15 protein-coding genes are annotated in these 22816 nt (G+C 29.5%); 7 read left to right on the plus strand and 8 right to left on the minus strand.

Annotated elements, in window-relative coordinates; all coding sequences use genetic code 11:
• Positions 1-9 precede the first annotated feature (9 nt).
• From ACYPV9_RS09180 to ACYPV9_RS09200, 5 genes are all read right to left on the minus strand, one after another.
• A complete protein-coding gene (locus ACYPV9_RS09180) occupies positions 10-1245 on the minus strand; it encodes a DUF6638 family protein (protein WP_459743178.1) in 1236 nt (411 codons plus the stop codon).
• Between the two features lies 1 nt (position 1246).
• The gene (locus ACYPV9_RS09185) at positions 1247-1831 is read right to left on the minus strand and encodes an NUDIX domain-containing protein (protein ID WP_299065296.1); all 585 of its coding nucleotides are present in this window, start codon (positions 1829-1831) and stop codon (positions 1247-1249) included.
• Positions 1824-3782, minus strand: a complete 1959-nt coding sequence (locus ACYPV9_RS09190; protein WP_459743180.1) for an AAA family ATPase — start codon at positions 3780-3782, stop codon at positions 1824-1826. The genes ACYPV9_RS09185 and ACYPV9_RS09190 overlap by 8 nt, the downstream gene beginning before the upstream one ends.
• Before the next feature lie 57 nt (positions 3783-3839).
• The gene (locus tag ACYPV9_RS09195) at positions 3840-4883 is read right to left on the minus strand and encodes a hypothetical protein (protein ID WP_459743182.1); all 1044 of its coding nucleotides are present in this window, start codon (positions 4881-4883) and stop codon (positions 3840-3842) included.
• Between the two features lie 155 nt (positions 4884-5038).
• The gene (locus ACYPV9_RS09200; protein WP_459743184.1) at positions 5039-6382 is read right to left on the minus strand and encodes a microtubule-binding protein; all 1344 of its coding nucleotides are present in this window, start codon (positions 6380-6382) and stop codon (positions 5039-5041) included.
• Between the two features lie 193 nt (positions 6383-6575).
• Here ACYPV9_RS09200 and ACYPV9_RS09205 point away from each other — a divergent pair, with 193 nt between their 5' ends.
• The 5 genes from ACYPV9_RS09205 (at position 6576) to ACYPV9_RS09225 (ending at position 17167) form a co-directional block, all read left to right on the plus strand.
• Positions 6576-11156: a T9SS type B sorting domain-containing protein gene (locus ACYPV9_RS09205; protein WP_459743186.1), complete on the plus strand. Its 4581-nt coding sequence runs from the start codon at positions 6576-6578 to the stop codon at positions 11154-11156.
• A 116-nt stretch (positions 11157-11272) separates the two neighbouring features.
• Positions 11273-12901, plus strand: a complete 1629-nt coding sequence (locus ACYPV9_RS09210) for an acyl-CoA carboxylase subunit beta (protein WP_459743188.1) — start codon at positions 11273-11275, stop codon at positions 12899-12901.
• Positions 12902-12915: 14 nt separating this feature from the next.
• Positions 12916-13791: a hypothetical protein gene (locus ACYPV9_RS09215; RefSeq protein ID WP_459743190.1), complete on the plus strand. Its 876-nt coding sequence runs from the start codon at positions 12916-12918 to the stop codon at positions 13789-13791.
• A 92-nt stretch (positions 13792-13883) separates the two neighbouring features.
• Positions 13884-15977: a phosphate acetyltransferase gene (pta, locus tag ACYPV9_RS09220; RefSeq protein ID WP_459743192.1), complete on the plus strand. Its 2094-nt coding sequence runs from the start codon at positions 13884-13886 to the stop codon at positions 15975-15977.
• A gap of 2 nt (positions 15978-15979) precedes the next feature.
• Positions 15980-17167, plus strand: coding sequence for an acetate/propionate family kinase (locus tag ACYPV9_RS09225; RefSeq protein WP_459743194.1), 1188 nt, complete (start codon positions 15980-15982; stop codon positions 17165-17167).
• 52 nt (positions 17168-17219) lie between these two features.
• On the opposite strand, the gene ACYPV9_RS09230 is transcribed toward ACYPV9_RS09225, so the two are convergent.
• On the minus strand, positions 17220-18383 hold the full coding sequence (locus ACYPV9_RS09230; protein WP_459743196.1) for a T9SS type A sorting domain-containing protein: 1164 nt from the start codon (positions 18381-18383) through the stop codon (positions 17220-17222).
• A gap of 159 nt (positions 18384-18542) precedes the next feature.
• On the opposite strand from ACYPV9_RS09230, the gene ACYPV9_RS09235 reads away from it, so the two are divergent.
• Both ACYPV9_RS09235 and ACYPV9_RS09240 read left to right on the plus strand, forming a co-directional pair.
• On the plus strand, positions 18543-19259 hold the full coding sequence (locus tag ACYPV9_RS09235; RefSeq protein WP_077808730.1) for a YebC/PmpR family DNA-binding transcriptional regulator: 717 nt from the start codon (positions 18543-18545) through the stop codon (positions 19257-19259).
• Between the two features lie 244 nt (positions 19260-19503).
• Positions 19504-20769 carry a helix-turn-helix transcriptional regulator gene (locus ACYPV9_RS09240; protein ID WP_459743198.1) on the plus strand — a complete coding sequence of 422 codons (1266 nt, stop codon included), beginning with the start codon at positions 19504-19506 and terminating at the stop codon, positions 20767-20769.
• Here ACYPV9_RS09240 and ACYPV9_RS09245 read toward each other — a convergent pair.
• A complete protein-coding gene (locus tag ACYPV9_RS09245; protein WP_459743200.1) occupies positions 20766-21857 on the minus strand; it encodes an AMP-binding protein in 1092 nt (363 codons plus the stop codon). The genes ACYPV9_RS09240 and ACYPV9_RS09245 overlap by 4 nt on opposite strands.
• Positions 21847-22815, minus strand: coding sequence for a CPBP family intramembrane glutamic endopeptidase (locus ACYPV9_RS09250; RefSeq protein ID WP_299065271.1), 969 nt, complete (start codon positions 22813-22815; stop codon positions 21847-21849). Before ACYPV9_RS09250 ends, ACYPV9_RS09245 begins: the two co-directional genes overlap by 11 nt.
• Between the last annotated feature and the right edge of the window lies 1 nt (position 22816).

A 22816-nucleotide genomic window follows, 5' to 3' on the forward strand; every position in this document is an offset into this window, starting at 1 on the left:
ATTGTTAGTTTAAAAATTATTTAAAATCGTTTCTATTACCCAATCTTGGGTAGAGTTTTCTAATGTTTTAAATGTGCTATAAAATTGTTCTTTGTCATACCAATAAAGAAATAAAATATCTTTAGGCGAAATATTCACCAACAAATACCAAATTAAATCTTGGTGATTTGGTTTTAACGAAGAATGCGGTTTGTGTAAAGCTACAAATAAGTCTTTAGCTAAAATATCTTTAGCTTTTATGGTTTTAGAAACTTGCTTTTTTTGTAAAAACAATTCTAATCCCATTACTTTTTTTCTAGCAGAAATATCAATTTTATTTAAATAACTCTTAAAAAGAATGTCGTTTTGTAAAATATCTTTAACCGGATGAGTTGGAGATATTAAATACTTAGAAAGCGTATATTTCTTAATTCTATCGTATTTCTTTTGATGTAACTCTTCTTCTAAATCTGCCTCAATAACATCATAACTTAAAAGCCTATCTATTAACTCATCATGAGAAATATGATACATTAAGACATCTTGTACCGTATCGTTTATTGCTTGGTTGTAAGTTTCTTTTTCTTGAAAGATTAAAATTGGTTTTACAAAATCTTTCAATACAAAAATTCCGCCAAATGCTTTTGTGTAAAACGAATCTGTAGTATAATTAATTTCTTCTAAAATTAAATTTCTTTCACGTAAGTCTCCGTATTTTTTAGCAGATGCTAATAGCTGTTTATGAATATTTTCGTCTATAAAATTATTGTCTAAATTAAAAGTATGAATTAATTTTAATTGGTTCTCTTTAGCTTTATTTAAATTATTTGTTAGATGAAATTTTATTACAATATCTTTATATTTTAAGACATCTAAAGGTTCGTAAAAAACATCTATTTTTTGATCAAAATCTAAACATATTGCAGCATCTCTAGTAATATCTTTTATAAAATCGGCATGTTTTTTAAAAACAATCTTCATTAGTTCTTTATCAAAAGAATGAAAAGGATTATAAATTGGCAAATCTTTTTGCAAAGGTGTAATAATAATAGCATGGGTATTTGCCTCGCCATTATTTAAATAAAATTGTTCATTCTTTTCTTCGGCAATCTCTGGACTCCAACCCAAACCATCAATAGAAAAAGAGGTTAACGCTGTTTTAGAAAAACCTAATTTTTCTAAACATTTATTATAGCGTTCTACTAACTTACCGTTAACAGAAATTAGTTCGTTTCTATATAATTTTGCGTCTTTTAGTTTTTGCATTTTAATTTAACAAATTATGAATTTGTGCATATTGTAACAATACAATTGTTCTTGTATCTTCTATTTTACCATTATTTAGCATATCAATAGCTTCTGTAAAAGGTATTTCTAAAACTTCTATATCTTCATTTTCTGATGCTAAGCCGCCACCTTCACTAACTTTCATATCATCAGAATATTCTGCCACAAAAAAGTGCATTTTCTCTGTTAAAACTCCCGGAGACGAATACCCTTCATAAACTTTTTTAACAGACTTTAATCGAATACCAACCTCTTCTTCGGTTTCTCGTATAATACATTGCTCTGGATTATCTTGATCTAATAATCCTGCGGGAATTTCAACTAAAAACCCATCATCATTGTCATGTACAAACGTAGGAAATCGAAATTGTTTGATTAAAATTACTGTTTGTTTTTGGATGTTGTACAATAAAATTCCGGCACCATGACCACGCTCATAAACCTCTCTCATTGGTTTTACCCAAGTTCCATCAGATTTTTGATAATCAAAATTAAATTTAAAAAGCGTATAATAATTATCTGATAATACAGTTTTTTCAATATTTTTTACTCTTGAACTACTCATTTCCAAAAGATTTTCTTGCTTCTAAATCTATGTTTAATTGATTTACACGAGCATCAACTTTTCGTTTAAAATCAGTATCTGCAATCGTTGCAACATTGTCTAAATATCTTACAACTTCTTGCCTTCTAATTTCAGAAAAATCTAAACCTTTCATATTAGTTTTCATCAATTCTTGCAACATACCAAACTTGGTTTCGTAATTCTTTTTGAAATAAATTTCTGGATTTTCGAACCAATCTTCTTCCAAATCAAAATCTGTTAATCGTAAAGAAATTGCAGATTGAATGTTTCTGACATCTCTAGACGAGAAAAATGGAAATATTTGCTGAATTTCTTTATACAAACTTGCAAAAAACAAATGCTGATTTGTACTATGCTTTTGCACAGCTTTATCATAAGCTTCTAAAACTCTTTCTTCGGATGGTTTCTCTACAGAACTAAGAATCTCGCCCATATTTTTGGTAAGTCCTTGATCTTTTAAATATTGATAATTTTCTGGATTTTGCATATTCACAAAATCTGGAATTGTTTTTTCAAATTTTTTCCACCAGATATAGTCTTGATCTAAAAAGTCATTTTCTGTTCGTGCACCATCTATTTTAAACCTACCTTGTACTCTAGAAATTACCGCTTTGTCTAACATTTCTGGTAAATTGGTAAAAAGTCCGATAGAGGAATTCCCGTAATTTACAGCATAAGCACCTTCTGTATAACGCAAGAAAACACCAATTACTTCTTTAACACCAGCAGAAACACCTTGTGCAGTTCTTTCTTGCAAGTTATTTTCGGCATCATCAATGGGTGCAAAAATTAATTTAGTTGGGTCTTGCATAGGCTTCATCCATTCTACCATTTTTTCGGCAGAACCACCTTGAAATGTACTTATTAAAGTATCTGGCATTGGATGAAATAAAAACGGAATATCTAAATTGTCTGCATGCTCTTTTAATCGGGTTGCAATGGCAGCAATCAACATACTTTTACCCGTTCCCGGAATTCCATAACCCATAAAAACTGGCATAAAACCACCCAATTCTTGAAACGGGTTTTTCTTTGCATCAAAATCGTAACTCAACATTCTTTCTGTTAATCTACGTGCAAAATGCTTTGCATCTTTATTACCAACAATTTGCTCGAATTTTATTTTATTAAACTCAACACTTTTTGCGGTTCCAGAAAATACGTTTTCCCAACCAGAAACTGCAAAATCTGTATTTTCTAATTTATAAGTTCTGTCTACAATTGTTTCTGTATACTCTAAAGTACTTTTTCTTAACTGAATTTCGTCTATTAACGCTTCAAAAAACACAACCGTAAAATCGATGACGTCTTTATCTGTTTTTACAATTTCTGGATGCCCTAGATATTTATCAAAATAAAACAAAGCACATGCAACACCTTTTAATGGTGATAAAAATGAAACTTCTGGAATACCAGCAAATTTCTGTTTCATTACCGATAAATCGTCTGAGGCATTTGGTTTTAAATCGTGTATAACTTTGTAAGCTGTTGCATACAATTGAAAAGCTGTCGCAGTATGCAACTTACTTTCATATTCTCGTTTTCCGTTAGAATCTAATGCTGCTTTACGTTCGTTTAAAGATGATAATCCGGAAGAATCGTAATAGCTGTCTTTTATCCAGATTCCTAATGTTAATCCTTCTTGTACAGCATATAATGTTTGATTTAAATAAACCGGAATTGCAATAGAATCTGGTAAAAGCCTTTTCTTTAAACCTAAAATTGTTTTCGAAACTGATGTAATTTCTACATTACTACCAGAATTAGCTCTTGATAAATACAATAAAATAGAATTGTCTTTTGCGTCTTTATCTTTATTTTTTGCTCTATTACTTTGTTCCCATTGTACACTTTTTAAATAACCAGAAGCTTCATCGCGAAGCATGTCTAATTCGTTTTGTTTTATAGGAAATGTTGAGTTGTGTTGCATTCTTTTTCTAATTTTACTATGATTCTAAGACAGTTAGCAATTTATGTCTTTAAATTTCTATTGTATTTTTAAACTAGCTAATTCTATTGGGTTTCTTGCTAATTTATGTAACGCTTCTGGCGCATTATTGTGTAAAAGCTGAATAATTCTATGCGGTGCAAAAACATATTTTTGCTGAATAACTTCACTCCATTTTTGCATGGTTTGTTTTGAGAAAAATCCGCCTTCTGTAAAGGTTTCTCCAGAAAAAACCTCATCTATCTTTAAAGATAAAGCATACGATTCTAACGGAATTTCTTTTCTTGCAATTGCGCTTAAAATTGCATGCGTAATTTTATTTTCGTCTTTTGCAAAAACATTATGCAATGGTCCTAAATCTATTCTTTTGATATGTTTAGGTTCTAAATCGACTAATTTTCTGTCGATATTATATGCCATTGTATCTAAAGACATTTCTCTATCTGCTGTTTCTTTTAAAGTTTGATAAATCTTATCTCTGTCTTTTAAAACATTGTTACCTTTATAATTAAAATACATATAGCAAATAAAAGGCCTATTTTGGCTAACGTCGTAAAAGCTCCAACTTGTTAAATATTGATGATTTGCGTCTTCTGGTGCTTCTAAAATTTTACCTTGCACAAATCTGTTAAATATATATTTTTTATCTACGGATGAATAGTAGACTAAAGACGATGCTTTAAATAAATCTAACCTTCTAATTGGTTCTTTTTTAACTAAAAGCGTATTTAAAAAAGATTCTTTTAATGCATCTACACTTGTAAATTTATCTAAATACTCATTTCTTAATTCTAGATCGTTGTATAAAAATCGAAATTCTAAATAATTAGGAAAACCAGAATCTGTTAAATCTACTTTCATATTATCTTCTTCGTCATACATATATTTTATACGCATGGCTTCTATAGAATATAAAAGTAAATCTGAATATTGTTTAAAAATAAGCAACTCTTGTTGTGTACATAATTTTTCTTGCTGAACACTTACAATAAGTTCTTTTAAAACAAAATCTACCATTTTATGATAAAAAACATATTGTTCTTTTGAGTCTAATACCGCAGAATCTAAAGGTGTTGTAATCATGTTTTAATTTGATATTCTTAAAGCTAATAAATTGATTTGTTTTGGCAAAAAAGCCTGCGTTAAGGATTGTAATGGCATCCTTTTTTGAGGTACGATAAAAAGATATAATGAAAAGCCTGACCCCGATTTTTCATCGGGGAAACGCCCTGATTATTTTAAGACAACATATCGTCGTTAGAACTTGTTTGTTTTGGAGTTTCTGCTGGTGTAGCATCGTCTCCTGTTGGTGAATTTGCATCTGCTTTATAGTAATCTTCAAAAATTTCTTTCATATCGATACCATATCTATCTGCAAAGTTCTTTTGTATATCTACGTCTTTCTCTCTTATTTCATGTAATGCTTCTGCGTAAGTACTATAAACTCCTTTCATTACTTTTTCGTGAACCGGAATGTTATCCATCATATCTTGACGCGCTCTTGCACTTGCAGAGTGCATAGATGCTAAAGTTTCTCCGATATGCTCATCTGTTTTTACACCTAGATGCTCTAAAATTGCTGCAAATTCTTGATCTGTTCTTGCTTTTAAGGCAACAATATATCCGTCGTAATACTTTAATCTTTCTTCTGTATCACTTTTTAATTTTGCTCTATGCGTTTGTAAATTAGAACGTAAAGAAGTTAAAACTTTAATAGTTAAATTGTGTTTATGCACAAAACTATCTTTACTTGCTGCTAATGTTGTGTACGCATTTTTAAGACCTTCTAACTCTTCTACTTTTTGCTCTATTGCTGTTACTTTACCTATTGCTTCTGAGTATGCTGTAGATTGCTTGTCTGCAATTTCATCTAACTCTTGTCTTGCTTGTTTTAAAAGCGCATATTGCTCTTCTAGCTTATCTTCTACTTCTTTCTTTTTCTCTAAAGCTTTGGTATGGTTTTTAGAAGCTTCTACAATGGCAGTTTTTAGTTTTTCTTCTACTTCTTTTATTTCTACTTCTCTGTTTTTTAAACGTGTAACCGCTGCTTGAGATTTAAAAGAAAGTTCTCCTAATAATGTTTGAATATCTGCACTTTCTATACGTTGCTGAAATAATGCTTTTGCTTTATTATCTGCACCAGCACGTTCTTTTTCTGCTGCAGCAAATTCTATTTCTTCTTTTTTAATTTTAGATTTTCTTCCCCATAAATTGTTCCACCAAGTATCTGGTTTGTTTTGTGCATCTTCTAACTCTACTCTTGCTCTTTCTAAAGCTTTTTGTGCATCGTCAATTACTTTTTGCTCTGCTTCGTTTAATGCTGAAAACCCTTCAAACTTAATACCAACTTCATCTTGATAATCTGTTAAATCTTTAATAGCATCTAACAAAGAAGTTCTGTCTTCTTTTGCCATATCAACAACATCATCTAAAGTAGCATTTAAAATTTTTTGACGCTTTTCTGGGTCTTCTTCTTGAGAAAGTTTCGATTTCATGGTATCTATGGCTTTCCCCCAATTAACATCTACTTTTTCTGTTTTTTGTGTTGAATTCGTTTCTAATAAATCAAAATCATCAGACATATTGCATTGTGTTTTTTAAGTTGAACAATTTTTTTAAGTGTAGCAATTTCGTTATTTTTTTTCAAAAAAAGAATATTTACTTTACATATATGTTGCCTTAAATTCTTTTTTGTTACAAAAAAAATAAAGTTTTTAAAAGTTTATAAAATATTTCTTAATTTCTTGTTATTTTTAACTCAAATATTTTTTTTGCATGTTAAAAAAAACAACCTTAATCATCTTTTTTTTTGCAATCTGTTTTACTCTTGTAGAAAACAGCTATGCTCAATTAAGTAAAAAACACTTTATACCGCCATTAACTAGTTCAGAATTTGGTAACGCCAATCCAGAAAATCAATACTTATATATTTCTACGCCAAGTAATTCAAATGTTACTTATAAAATTATTCCCGTAGGCCAGCCGAATTCATCTGTAATTGAAGGAGTAGTAACAAAAAACACTCCAAAAAACCACCTAACAGGTAATGGTAATAGCCAATTATTTGTAACTTCTGCTGCTACTAGTCAAATAACAAATAATAAAGGTTATATAATTGAAGCTGATGATGCTATTTATGTATCTGTAAGAGTTTTAGCTGGCGGCGGTGCACAAGCAGGTGCATTGGTAAGTAAAGGAAATGCTGCTTTAGGAAAAATCTTTAGAGCAGGAATGTTTACTAATGAAAATCCTCAAGACAATTATTTAAGTTTTATCTCTGTAATGGCTACAGAAAATGAAACAGAGGTGATATTTTCTGATATTCCAACAGGAATTTCAATAAAAAATTATACCGGTTCATTACCAATTACTGTATCTTTAGATGAAGGCGAAAGCTATATTGTTGCCGCAAATAGTTTTGAAAACACCATAAATAGAGATGGATTAATTGGTGCACTTATAGAATCTGATAAGCCTATTGTTGTTAATTCAGGTTCTACAAACGGAAGCTTTCATAACGGAGGTGGAAGAGATTATGGTTTTGATCAAATTGTAGGTATCGAAAAATTAATTGTTCCTGGTAAAACTGGTAGTGAATATATATTTGTAAAAGGTGACGGAAATGATAATTGGGAAAATGTTTTAATTGTTGCTCACGAAGACAATACCGAGGTAAGAATTAATGGTGGAGGAATTTTTACGACTCTTGATAAAGGAGACTACACTCTTATAGAAGGAAATGAATACAATACGTTTGGCAATATGTTTGTAAAAACTTCTAAACCTGCTTTTGCTTACCAAGGTGTTGGCGCTAATAATAGTGAAGCAAACCAAGGTTTATTTTTTGTGCCACCCTTAAATTGCGAAAACAGAGGTAAAGTAGATAATATTCCAAATATAGAAAATATTGGTGGTGTAAATTTTACAGGTGGTGTAACAATTGTAACTAATAAAAATGCAACTCTTAGAATAAACTCTCAAGTTTTATCTAACTTTAACACAACCGGACCATTTAATGTTGATGGAAATACAGATTATGTAACCTATCAAGTCTCAGATTTAACCGGAAATATATCCATCGAAAGTAGCGAAGAGCTTTACTGTGCTTATTTTAACCAAAACGGTGCCGCTTCTTCTGGTAGTTTTTATTCAGGTTTTCCCTCGAATCCAGAAATAAATTTTGATGTTAACATCTCTTCACTTGGAAATTGCTTAGGAAACGACCTTACTTTAAATGCGGCAAACACAACTGTTTTTGATGGTGGAATTGAATGGCAATATTTTAACGAACTCATAAGTGATTGGACTTTTAAAAGTAACGCCACGTCATACAAACCTTTAATGTCAGAACCTGGCAAGTACAGGTTGATAGGAAAAATAACTTGTTCTAACAACGAATATATTTCAAATGAAATTTTAGTAAGTATTTGCCCTGATGATTATGATAATGACGGAATTATAGATAATATTGATTTAGACATCGACAACGACGGAATTCTAAATTGTGATGAATCTCTTGGCAACGCCAATGTAAACCTTTCTAACCTTAATACGCCTAACGTAGTTTTAGAAGACGGAACCGTTAAAAACATAATTTCAACCTCTTTTCTTATGCAAAGTGACACTAGTAATTCTTTTACTGGCACTAATAACGGTGATTTTACAAGCACATTAGTAAATGATATAAATGCTGTAAATGAATTTAAATTAAGTTTTTCGCAAAGTATAAACCTCCGCTTAAAACAAACAAATTCTACAACTCATCAAGTTAAAGAAAATGAATATTTTATTATAAAAATCAAACCAGAAAATAAAAACATCACACTCTTAAATCCAGACAATCAATTATTGGTAGATACAAATAATGATAATATATATGAATCTGGAATTACTGAATTTTCTGCTTCCGAAATAAAATTTAAATACAATACATCAATTGCTGGTACAGCAAGCACATTCAAATTTTTAGCAAATCAAATCGATGAAATTCATTTTTATCATTCAGCAACTAACACAGATGCTTCTACTTTTAGCGGTAATTATACAATTACTTGTTTTGAGAAAGACTCCGATAATGATGGTATAGAAGATATGTTTGATCTTGATTCTGATAACGATGGAATTCCTGATCTTTTTGATGCGTATGGTAAAGAGATAACTTTATTAAATACTGATGCAAATTCTGATGGTATTGATGATATTTTCAATTCAATTACAACCAATTTAGACACAGATAATGACGGCATAAAAAACTACTTAGATGTAGATGTAGACAATGATGGAATTTTTGATGGAACTGAAGCAAATCATGGTAAAATCATCAACTCTAACGGAATTTTAAATACTTTCATCGATACTAATAAAAACGGATTAGATGATTCTGTAGAAGATTCTAGTGCTCTTATAAATTATACAATTTTAGATACAGATGCAGATTCTATCTTTAATTTTGCTGAATTAGACGCAGATAATGATGCTTGTTTTGATGTTTTAGAAGCCGGTTTTAACGACAATGATAATAACGGAATTCTAGATACATCAACTTTTGATGTAAATAACAATGGTAAAGTAATTAATAATTCTGACGGATATACTTCTCCTAATTTAAACTACACAACCTCTGCACCAATAATTATAAATACACCCTTTGAAGATTTTATTTTGTGCGAAGAAACCATCGGTATTTTAACAATCGACGCCACTGCAGATGCTTACGAATGGCAACTATCTACAGACAATGGTAGTAATTTTACAACCTTAACTAATAATACAATTTATAGCGGCGCAGATACAAAAGACCTTCAAATTAATAATGTTTTACAAAGTTATAATAATTATCAGTTTAGAGTCATTTTATCGAGAACTGGTAACGCATGTAATTTTACTTCAAATGCTATAAAGATTACTGTTAATGGTAAACCCGAAATTTTAAATCCGGTGGTAACAATTTTACAATGCGCAGATGATCCAAGCGAAAACACCGTGGTAAACCTTACCGAAGCTGAAATAAATATAAGCAATAATACAACTCATAGTTTTAAGTATTTTAAAACAGAAACAGACGCTATTAATGGTGTGGCAGAAATAACAGATAAAGAACATTACCCGGTAATTGCTGGTTATGCAGAAGCTTGGGTTCGTACAATTTCTGAATCTGATTGCCATACAATTTCTAAAATAGAAATTAATGCAGCTTACGTTACTGATGTAGATTATGACAAAACATTTGAATCTTGTGATGATTTTCTAGACAAAAATGGTAATAACAATGTTGATAATTCTGACATTGACGGTATTACAAATTTCAATTTTAGTTCTGCAAGACAAGATATTATAAACAAATTTCCAACTGCAATTCAATCTGATATAATTGTTTCATTTTATAAAAATGCAGATAATAGAAACGCTGCTGTAAACCCAATAACTAATATATCAAATTATAGAAACAACTCAGATCCGGCTTTCGCTTTCAATCAAACTATTTTTATCAAAATTAAAAATAAGAACAACAATAATTGTGAAGGGATTGGTAAACTCTTTTTAAAAACGAACACTATCCCTGTATTTGAAGTTGAAGGTGAAGCACCAAACGACCCTATAATTATTTGCGCTAAAAATATTCCGTATAATTTAGAAGTGAAAAAACCTGTAGATGATTACAATTATGTTTGGAGAAATGAGAATGGAACTCCAATAGGTGGAAATTCAACATCAATACAAATTTCTAACGGAGGAAGCTATACAGTAACTGCATTTAGTAAAGACAATACAATCTGCGAAAACACTAAGACAATTGTAGTTCAAAAATCTGACTTTGACCAATTAGATGAAACATTTGTAAAAATTATAGATGATTTTACAAGTTCTAGTTCTGGTTTTAGTATCGAAATTGATATTCCGAAAACCCAAACAATTAACCAAACTTTTGAATATGCTTTAGAAGATGAAAATGGCAACATAATCCGTTCTTTTCAAGAAAATAATATTTTTTCTAATCTAAAGGGAGGAATTTATAATGTTGTTGTCGAAAATAAAAATGGTTGTGGTACCGCCAAACTTTTAGTTTCTTTAATAGAATATCCAAAATTTTTTACACCTAATGAAGATGGTGTTAATGATACGTGGCAAATAAAAGGGATTAATGATAAATTTTATAAACCTACTACTCTAAATATTTTTGATAGATATGGAAAACTTTTAGCCGAAATACCTATAGATAGCAACGGCTGGAATGGTACAAGTAATGGTAAAACACTTCCCTCTGGCAGTTATTGGTATTCGGTAAATTTAATTCCAGTAGATAGCAGTAAACCCATCATTTCTAAGAAAGGAAATTTCTCTTTGCTAAGAAAATAGCAATTAAATTACATATTTAGCAAAAATCATTAAACATTTCCTTAAAAACTAGAGGTTTTAAGAAGAATTTCACAAGTATATTTATTAATTTAGCAAAAACTAAGAAAAGATTTCCTATGGATATTAACTTCAATAAAAACGAAGATTATAACAAGCTTTTAGCTTCAGACTTACGTAAAAGATTAGTAAAAGTAAATTTAGGTGGCGGACAAAAAAGAATTGATAAACACCACGAAAAAGGCAAATTAACTGCCCGTGAAAGAATTGATTATTTATTAGACAAAAATGCTAAATCTATAGAAATAGGAGCTTTTGCAGGAGATGAAATGTATGAAGAACATGGCGGTTGCCCTTCTGGTGGTGTCGTTGTAAAAATAGGATACATTAAAGGTAAACAATGTATTGTTGTTGCTAACGATGCTACAGTTAAAGCTGGTGCTTGGTTTCCTATTACAGGAAAAAAGAATTTACGTGCTCAAGAAATTTCTATCGAAAATAAATTACCTATTATTTACTTAGTAGATTCTGCTGGTGTGTACTTACCAATGCAAGATGAAATTTTTCCAGACAAAGAACATTTTGGTAGAATTTTTAGAAATAACGCAATAATGAGTAGCATGGGGATTACACAAATTTCTGCCGTTATGGGCAGTTGTGTTGCTGGTGGCGCTTATTTACCTATTATGAGCGACGAAGCTTTAATTGTAGATAAAACTGCAAGTATATTTTTAGCCGGAAGTTATTTGGTAAAAGCTGCAATTGGCGAATCTATAGACAATGAAACTTTAGGGGGAGCTACTACTCATTGCGAAATATCTGGTGTAACAGACTATAAAGCCAAAGATGATAAAGATGCTTTAGATAAAATAAAATTTATCGTTGATAAAATTGGTGACTACGACAAAGCTGGCTTTAGTAAAACAGAAGCTTTTCCGCCAAAAGAGAATGAAGATGATATTTTCGGAATTTTACCAAGAGAAAGAAATGCGCAGTACGACATGTTAGAAATTATTAAGCGTTTGGTAGATAAATCTGAATTTGAACAATATAAAGAAGGTTACGGTCAAACAATAATTACTGGTTATGCTAGAATTGATGGTTGGGCAGTTGGTATTGTTGCCAATCAACGTAAATTAGTAAAAACTAAAAAAGGAGAAATGCAGTTTGGTGGCGTAATCTATAATGATTCTGCTGATAAAGCTACTCGTTTTATTGCCAATTGTAATCAGAAAAAAATTCCATTAGTTTTCTTGCAAGATGTTACTGGTTTTATGGTAGGTTCTAAATCTGAACATGGCGGAATTATAAAAGATGGAGCAAAAATGGTGAATGCCGTAAGTAATTCTGTGGTACCTAAATTTACAATTGTAATTGGTAATTCTTATGGCGCCGGTAATTACGCAATGTGCGGTAAAGCCTACGACCCAAGATTAATTGCTGCGTGGCCAAGTGCAGAGTTAGCTGTTATGAGTGGTAATTCTGCTGCAAAGGTTTTATTGCAAATAGAAACTGCTTCGTTAAAGAAACGTGGCGAAGAAATTACTCCAGAAAAAGAAGCCGAATTATTTGATAAAATTAAATCTCGCTACGATAAACAAATTTCTCCATATTATGCAGCCGCAAGAATTTGGACAGATGCAGTAATAAATCCGTTAGACACCAGAACTTGGATTTCTATGGGAATTGAAGCTGCAAACCACGCCCCTATTGAAAAGCAATTTAACATGGGAGTTTTACAGGTTTAGATAAAATAAAAGCTATGAAAAAGAAAAACATTTTATTTATACTCTTATTATTCTCTCTTTATACATTTTCTCAAGTTGAAAGAAAAAAGAGACTTATTAAAATTGAAGATTTTAGAAAAAAATATCCAAATAAAAAATTAGATTTATCAACTCACTTTTTTCATATTTATAAAAAAGACACATTAGTAGAAGATAACGATAAAAGATATTTAAATGCAAAATCTGTAGAGTATGAACCTAAAGATTCTTTGTTTTTAGAGGTATACAAAGATATAGTATATCAAAAGTATCAAATATCAAGCGTTAAAAATCAGAGAATGAAATTATGGAAAGAACCTTTAAAGATTTATTTTGCGCCATCTTTAAATCAATTTTATAGAAATAAAATAGAGGATGCAGCTAATAATCTATCTCAGAATATAGATTCTTTAGAAATTAGGTTTGTAAACAACATTAACGCATCAAATTATATTATTTATCAATTAGACGAAAATAATTCTAAAAAATATTCTGACGATATTAATAATAATGAATATGTTAATTATTACATTAAATGGAATCGATCTAGAATTTATGATGCAAAATTAGAACTTAACCTTAATAAGTACAAAAATGTAAATAGAGAAGTCAATGCCAATTTTTTACTTGTAAACTTTTACAAAACTTTAGGTCAATTTCATAATACATCAAAAGTTTCATGCGAAAGTGTCTTTTCTACTTGCAATTCAAATAAAAAAGAATTGACAGATTTTGATTTTGAAATTATTAAATATCAATATTCTTATGGAATTTGTAAATTCACTAATTTAGAGGATTTCGAAGAAAACCATAAAATAGCTAAAGAGAGAATTAGTAGAGGTGAAAAAATGATATTTATACATTTAGAATAAATAGGAATTATATCAAAATAAATAATAAATGACTAATATCACAATTAGTCATTTTTTTATGCCTTATTTTTGTAAAACAATACATTTAAAACATGAGTAAAGCTATATATATTGCTACGGTAGAGTCAGATAGTGGTAAATCTTTAATTTCTTTAGGTTTATTAAGAATGATGTTAACCAAATCTGCTAAGGTTGGTTATTTTAGACCAATTATTAATGAAATTGATGAAAATGGTTACGATGAACACACAAACACTGCAATAAATTTTTTCAACTTAGAAATAGATTATAAAGATTGTTACGCATATACACAAAGTGAAGTTGTTGAGCTCTTAAGTGAAGGAAAAGAAGATGAAGTAATACATTATGTAATAAAAAAATATAAAAAATTAGAAGCTAATTATGATTATGCACTAGTAGAAGGTACCGATTTTTCTGGTGGCGGAGGTTTTACAGAACTTGACGTAAATCTAATGATTGCTAAAAACTTAAATATACCTGCTTTAATTGTGGGTTCTGGAAACGGTAAAAGAAAGAAAGACTTTATAAACACAATGCAACTTTCTTACAGTTCTTTTATTAACAAAGAAGTAGATGTTATTGGCATTGTTGCTAATAAAATTGAAGAAGATGAAGTAGATTATATTAAAACAGAGTTAACAAATAGTTTTCCAAAAAAATTACAAATAGACATTATTCCAAAGGTAGATTTTCTTTCATTTCCTACTGTAAAAGAAGTTTTAAAAGCTTTAAATGGTCGTGTACTTTTTGGTGAACAATTTTTAGAAAATGCAATTGGTAGTTACAGTACTGGTGCCATGCAACTAAGAAATTATTTAACAAGAATTAAAGAAAATGCCTTGGTAATAACTCCAGGTGATAGAGCAGATATTATTTTAGGTGCTTTACAAGCAAATGCGTCTAAGAATTATCCAAAAATTGCTGGAATCATTTTAACAGGAACATTAATTCCTGAAGAATCTATTATAAAATTAATAGAAGGTGTGCAATCTACTGTTCCTATTATTTCTGTTGATGGTGGTACTTTTGGTATTTCTAATAAAATTGGAAATGTAAAATCTAAAATATACGCAACTCATAATAAGAAGATTCTTTTATCATTAGATACTTTCGACAAATATGTAAATGCAGAAGGTTTAACAAACATTTTAACTTCACATAAATCTGACAAGTTAACGCCTAGCATGTTTCAATATAATTTATTGCAAAAAGCTAGAGTAGAAAAAAAACATATTGTTTTACCTGAAGGAGATGACGAACGCATATTAGCGGCTGCAGCTCGATTACAATTATTAAATATTGTTGATTTAACTTTACTTGGAGACAGAAACACAATTCAATTAAAGTGTGATCAAATTGGATTACAAATAAATCTAGATGAAATTAATATTTTAAATCCTGAAGATTCAATACACAATAAAAGTTTCGCCAATACTTTATATCAATCGAGAAAACATAAAGGAATGACAGAAACAACTGCACTAGATTTAACTAGAGATGTTTCTTATTATGGTACTTTAATGATTATGGAAGGATTAGCAGACGGAATGGTTTCTGGCGCTGTACACACAACAATGCACACCATAAAACCGGCGCTACAATTGATAAAAACCAAACCCGGAGTTTCTGTAGTTTCGTCTGTATTTTTTATGTGCTTGTCAGACAGAGTTTCTGTTATGGGAGATTGCGCAGTAAATCCTAACCCAAATGCAGAACAATTATCAGAAATTGCAATTTCTTCTGCACAATCTGCAGAAGCTTTTGGAATAAAAGCTAAAATAGCTATGCTTTCTTACTCTTCTGGAAGTTCTGGTAAAGGTGAAGAAGTAGAAAAAGTTAGAAAGGCTACAGAACTTGTTAAGACTAAAAATCCTGAATTAAAAATTGAAGGACCAATACAATATGATGCAGCAGTAGATATGTCTGTAGCAAAAACCAAAATGCCTAATTCTGAGGTTGCAGGACAAGCATCTGTTTTAATTTTTCCTGATTTAAACACTGGAAACAATACTTACAAGGCAATACAAAGAGAAACTGGTGCATTAGCAATTGGCCCTATGTTACAAGGTTTAAATAAACCTGTAAACGATTTAAGTAGAGGCTGTACTATTGATGATATTTTTAACACTGTTTTATTAACTGCAATTCAAGCAAACCAACAATAATTATGAATATTTTAGTTCTAAACGCAGGTTCTTCTTCTTTAAAGTATCAAGTTATAGAAATGCCAAACGAAACAGTTAAATGTGTTGGTCTGGTAGAACGAATTGGTATGAAAGATGCTATTTTCAACCATGAAGTCGATGGTAAAAAACACCAGGAAGTTCTTCCTATTTTAAATCACGACATTGGTTTACAAAAAATTGCTAAAACTTTATTAGACAAAAAAAATGGTGTTTTAAATTCTGTTGATGACATAAAAGCGGTTGGACACAGAGTTGTACATGGAGGAAACAAATTCAATAAAACAGTAGTTATAACACAAGAAGTTAAAGACAATATTCGAGACTTATTTGATTTGGCCCCATTACATAATCCTGCTAATTTAACTGGAATTGAAATTGCTGAAACAATTTTTACTTCTGCAAAACAAATTGCCATTTTCGACACTTCTTTTCATCAAACAATGCCAAAAGAAGCTTATGAATATGCAATTCCTAATAAATATTTAGAAGAAAATCATATTAGAGCATATGGTTTTCATGGCACTAGTCATAAATATGTTTCAGAAAAAGCAATTGAATATTTAGGTCAAGAAAAATCAGAAAATATTATTACTATCCATTTAGGTAATGGCTGTAGTATGTCTGCCATTAAAAACGGAAAAAGCATAGAAAACTCATTGGGTTTTGGACCTATGAATGGTTTAATAATGGGAACTCGTTCTGGAGATATAGACCAATCTGTTATTTTCTTTTTGATGAAAAAATTAAATAAATCTGTAGAAGAAGTAAATACATTACTACAAAAAGAATCTGGAATGCTCGGTTTAACTGGTTTTTCCGATTTAAGAGAAATTACAGAAAAAGCGGCACAAGGAAATGAAGAATGCCAAAGGGCATTAAAATTAGCAGGTTATAGAATTCGCAAATATATTGGAAGTTACACAGCTATTTTAAATGGGTTAGATGCCATTATTTTTACAGCAGGTATTGGAGAAAACTCTTCTATTATGAGAAAATTAGCATGTGAAAATTTAGACTTCTTAGGCATCAATTTAGATTTTGAAAAAAATAAAATCCGATCTAAAAAAATAAGAGAAATACAAAAACCGAATTCAAAAGTAAAAGTTTTAGTAATTCCAACAAATGAAGAAATTGAGATTGCGAAACAAGCTTATCAATTATTAACCTAATAAAAAACCACGATTTTTTAAATTTAAAAAATCGTGGTTCGTTTTAATAATTTTATTTTTTTACAATTTTTGTCGTTCCAATTTTTCCTTTATCTGTTTCTATTTTTAGAACGTACACACCTTTATTTAAGTTTTTAAAATCTAATTGATTTTGTGTTGTAGAAAGCACCTTTTTCCCTAAAACATTATATAGACTTAGACTCTTAATTACAAAATTAGAATTATCAATAGTTAAAAAATCTTTTACAGGGTTTGGATATGTTTTAAAATCTGTAAGTAAAACATCTTTTACACTTGCTGTTGCTCCATTGTAAAGATATGTTGTTCTAAAATTATTATCACTACTTATTCTTGATACTATTTTATTAACAATACCATTAGAATTAACTAGAAAATCTAGACCAGATTTATCTTTAAAAGGATGAGCATATGCGGACATTTGTTCATTTAAGTCAAAAGTTATTGTCTCATTAGCAGCCACTACAAAAACACCATTTTCTAAGTATGATTCTTTTTCTACAACTATATTACCGTTAGCATCAAAAGTATTTTCTAATTTATAATCAGATACCCAAACAGAACCATTCCAAGTTTGTGAATCTTCTAAAACAACCCTTTTATTGGCATCGTAAGTATATAAAGTTCTACTATCATCTACCCAAGCACTTCCATTCCATGCTTTGTTTATAAAAGCACTAATAGTTCCATCAGAATTATAATTAATTGTAGTTTCAGAAGAGTCTTCATCGAAAACCCAAATACTTCCATTCCATTCATAACTTAAACCACCAGTAACTTTTCCGTTAGAATAAGTAAGATCTATTTTATAATCGTTAACCCAAGAATTGTTTTCATATTCCTCATCTAAAATTTGTATAACATTACCATCATTATTATAAGTGTATTTCGTTCTATATTGATAAGAAATTTGTGTTGTACCATTTGAGTATGAAACGTAAGAATAATTTGTAACCTTATTATTAGCATTATAACTATAAGAATCTTCAAAACTTTTTTCCCAATCTTGTAAAGTTGAATTCCAATAATAACCAGTTTCTAAGGTAAGATTATTATTTGAATCGTACATAAAAGTGCTTTTACTACTATTTGTCCAAGCAGTTCCGTCATATGATTCACTTAAACTAGAAGTCAATTTATTTTGAGCGGAGGTTATTAATCCACAAAAAACAAAAAGTATAAGAGTAATTTTTTTCATAATTGATAGTGTTTTAGAATAGATATAAAGCTATCTTAAAAAGTTAACTGAAACAATACCTATAAGTAGGTATATTTTAATAATAATTGAAGTTTAAAATAATTGTAAAACAAACTTCAAATTTTTACATTTGTAGCTATAATTTTAAAGAAAAAAGAAATGGGTAGAGCATTTGAGTTTAGGAAAGCAAGGAAGATGAAACGTTGGTCTGCAATGGCAAAAACATTTACCAGAATTGGTAAAGACATTGTAATGGCTGTGAAAGAAGGTGGCCCAAACCCAGAAACAAACTCTCGTTTACGTGCTGTTATTCAAAACGCCAAAGCGGCGAATATGCCAAAAGATAATGTAGAGCGTGCTATTAAAAAAGCTACAGACAAAGACACTGCTAATTATAAAGAGGTACTTTTTGAAGGGTATGCACCTCACGGAATTGCAGTTCTTTTAGAAACTGCAACAGACAATAATAATAGAACTGTAGCAAATGTTAGAGCAGCGTTTAATAAATGTGATGGAAACTTAGGAACTTCTGGTTCTGTTGTTTTTATGTTTGACCATACCTGTAATTTCACTTTGAAAAAAGAAGATATTACCATGGATATGGAAGAATTAGAACTAGAATTGATAGATTTTGAAGTTGAAGAAGTTTTTGATGACGAAGAAGGTGTTATTATTTATGCCCCTTTTGAGCAGTTTGGTGCAATACAATCTTTCTTTGAAGAAAATAATGTAGAAATTTTATCTTCTGGTTTTGAAAGAATACCAACTACAACAACTAAATTAACAGAAGACCAACAAGCAGATGTTGAAAAGTTATTAGAAAAGTTAGAGGAAGATGATGATGTACAAAATGTATACCACTCAATGGAAATCTAATCAAACTAACATTTCTGTAAAATAATAAAAGTCGTGATAATTAAATCACGACTTTTTTTGAATGTCTTATGCAATAAGTTCAATCCCCCAATCTTATTATTACATAGCTTATTCACTATTACCACAAATATAATATACTTTTTTTAAAATGTTAATTTTTAGCATCAATTTATCTACTACAAAATTAAAATAATAACAATTTAACTACTATATTTGCATTACAACAAAACCTAATAAACTTTAAATGAACGCATTAGTGGTTAAGAAAAAATTAACTATATTTTTATTATTATTTAATATTATTCTAATATTCTCTCAAGAGACTTTAATAAAAGATCAAGATAATTGGTTTTATTATGATAAAGGATACTTAGAAAACGATTGGGCAGAAATTATAAATTTATCAAAATGGCAAAAAGGTTTGACCCCAATAGGTTATGGAGATAAGAAGTTAACGACAATTATTAGTTATGGTGGCAATAAAAAGAAAAAACACATTACTAAATATTTTAAAAAAAACATAGTTATTAATGATGATTTTGTTGCTTATGAATTTAGACTAAAAAGGGATGATGGTGCTGTTGTATACATAAATGGTAAAGAATTGTTTAGAGATAATATGCCTAATATTACCATTGGAAAAACTACTTTAGCAAGTAGCACAACAAAAGGTGCTGAAGAAAAAAAATATTTTCAACATTTTTTTGAAAACAATATTTTTAAAAGAGGATTAAATACAATAAGTATCTCTATTCACCAAGCCTATGAATACTCAAGCGACTGTATTTTTAGTCTAGAGTTAATAGGTCATAAAAATCCAGAAATTTTATCTTTTGTCATTGAAAATAAAGACAAAACTAATAACGAATTATCTAATAAAATTAAAGTTCTAAATTCTAAGTTAGAATTTGACAAAATTTCTATACAGAAAGACAATCTAGAAAGCACTAATTACAATCTAAAAATTATTGTTCTTCTAATAATAGTACTTTTTATTATAGCTATTTTCGGATATTATTTTACTTTATTGAATTTTAAAAAAATAAATAAAGAAAAAAACAAAAAAATTGCTTCTTTAAGCGCAAAGAATAATAATAGAGACAAAAAAATTATAGTTTTAACTACAAACTTACTTCACAATAAACAATATTTTAAAGAGATTAAAGCAGACATTAAAGGTCTAAAAACCGAAGATAAAAAAACAGTAAAAAATATTGTTAATCAAATAGATAATGTATTAGAAAAGGATGAAGATTGGAAAACACTTACACAACACTTTAATGCCTTACACAACAATTTCTATGATAAATTAATTGAAAAACACCCTAGCATTACAGAGACAGAACTAAGACATTGCATGTTTATAAAACTACACCTGCAAACAAAAGAGATTGCAAGAATTTTTATGATAGACCCTAGATCTGTGCAAACTGCTCGTTATAGAATAAAAAAGAAATTAAATTTAAACGAAGACGAAAATTTAAGAGATTACCTTTTAAATTTTGATTAAAAACCTATTAGACTTAAAGTTTCATTTCTTTGTATTTTACCAGATTCTGTATACTTAAATTCTGGTAAAAAATAAATTTCTTTGGGTATTTCAAATTTAGTAAACACACCTAATGATCTCATGTTGTTTATAATATCTATTTTCAATTCTTGGGTATTTGAAATAAAATCTTCAACAACTAAGATTAATTTACTACCAAATAATTCATCTGAAATACCTGCAACAAAAAAAGGTTTTTCTAGAACTTTAACCAACTTACTTTCTATTAATTCTGGTTGTAATTTTACGCCTCCAGAATTAATTACGTTATCGAATCTACCCAACCATTCAAATTGCGTATCAGAAATTAATCGAACTACGTCATTTGTAAATAATATTTTTTCACTAACCTTTAAAGCTTTAATTACCAAACAACTTCTTTCATCAATATAAATGCTAACATTTGGTAAAGTTGTGTAATAATTAGATTTATTAAAATTGGTTTTTAATGGAGAAAAATTATTCAACTTTTTTACAGCAATATGTGTTATTGTTTCCGTCATTCCGTAGGTAGCAAAAACATCCGTAGAAACATTTTGTAGTTTTATTAATAAAGGGTTTGATACTACACCACCACCAACAATAAGTTTACGTATCTTATCTAAATAACTGATAGAATTTTCTACTTGCAAAGGTACCATCGCAGAAAAATCATACATTTTAGAAACATTCTCTAAAGGATTCGCATTTGATTGAACAATGTCTAAAGACCAACCTAAAGTAAGTGCTCTAATTAACATCATTTTACCCGCAACATAATTAATGGGTAAACATAACAAAGCTGTTGTTTCTGCTTTTAAACCAAAGTAATTCCCTGTTGCTATTGCAGAATTGAACATCTTCTCTTTTTGAAGTTCGATGTTTTTAGGCTTTCCCGTAGAGCCCGAAGTTCGAATTATTACAGAATTACTTTCTGAAAACCATTCTTCTAGAAACAGAAAAACATCATTAGATATTTTAGCAGTATAATTTAATACCTCTGTAAAGTTGGTAAAAGAGTTTCCGTTTAATCGAAAGCTATTGTGAATAAAATTCTTGCTATAATTCATCTATAACCCTGTAATTTTCCTTTAAATTAACAGGTTTTACTATAGATCCTGTTAACTTTTCTTTCCAATTAGACCAACCATATTTTTTTGAAAATAAAAACAGCATTAAAGGATATAAAACGAAAACTGGTAAAAACATTTCCCAAGTTACAGATGGCTCTGAGGTATCTATATATAAAGCGTCCGTTTGAAAAACTGTCCAATCTGTAGTTATAAAAAAGGCTGCAGTTATATTGTTTATAGCATGCAAACCTAACGCAATTTCTGTACCCTCATCCATTAGAGTTACAATTCCGTAAAACAAACCTGTACCAATATAAAAAACCATGGTAATTTGACCTAGCTTAGCAACTTCTGGATTAGCGCCATGTAAAAGACCAAATACAACAGATGTAAAAAGCAACGGAAACCATCTATTTTTTGCTAAAATACCTAAACCTTGCATCAAATAACCTCTAAATAACAACTCTTCTAGAGTGGTTTGAAATGGTAAAAACAAAAAAGAAATTGCCAATAATGTAAAAAATGGCTTCGCATTAAAATTCCAAGTATAATTTTCTGGAGCCATTAATATACCTATGTAAGAAAGTACAATTGCTAAGATTCCCCAGACAAAAAATCCGTAGAAAAAACGTTTCCAATCTACTTTATTTCTGCTGGTTATTAATGATTTAATTGTTCTTTTATGAATAAATTTAATACTAATAAATAGAAACATTAAACCTACAAAGAAAGTTGTTATCATTAGAAACAATAATAAATTTTTGTCTAAACCAGAAGTCATAAAGTTACTTTCTGCAAATTCCACAAATTGGTTTATATCTTTTGATTTTGCGGCAACAGCCATTGCTAGAGGAATAACACCTAATATTTGCCATCCAATAAAAACTAATATAATTGTAAAAACCCAATGATACCATTCATTTTTACCTTTATATGCTTGTTGTATAAAATTCATT

It is taken from the genome of Polaribacter sp. OB-PA-B3 (assembly GCF_054589375.1).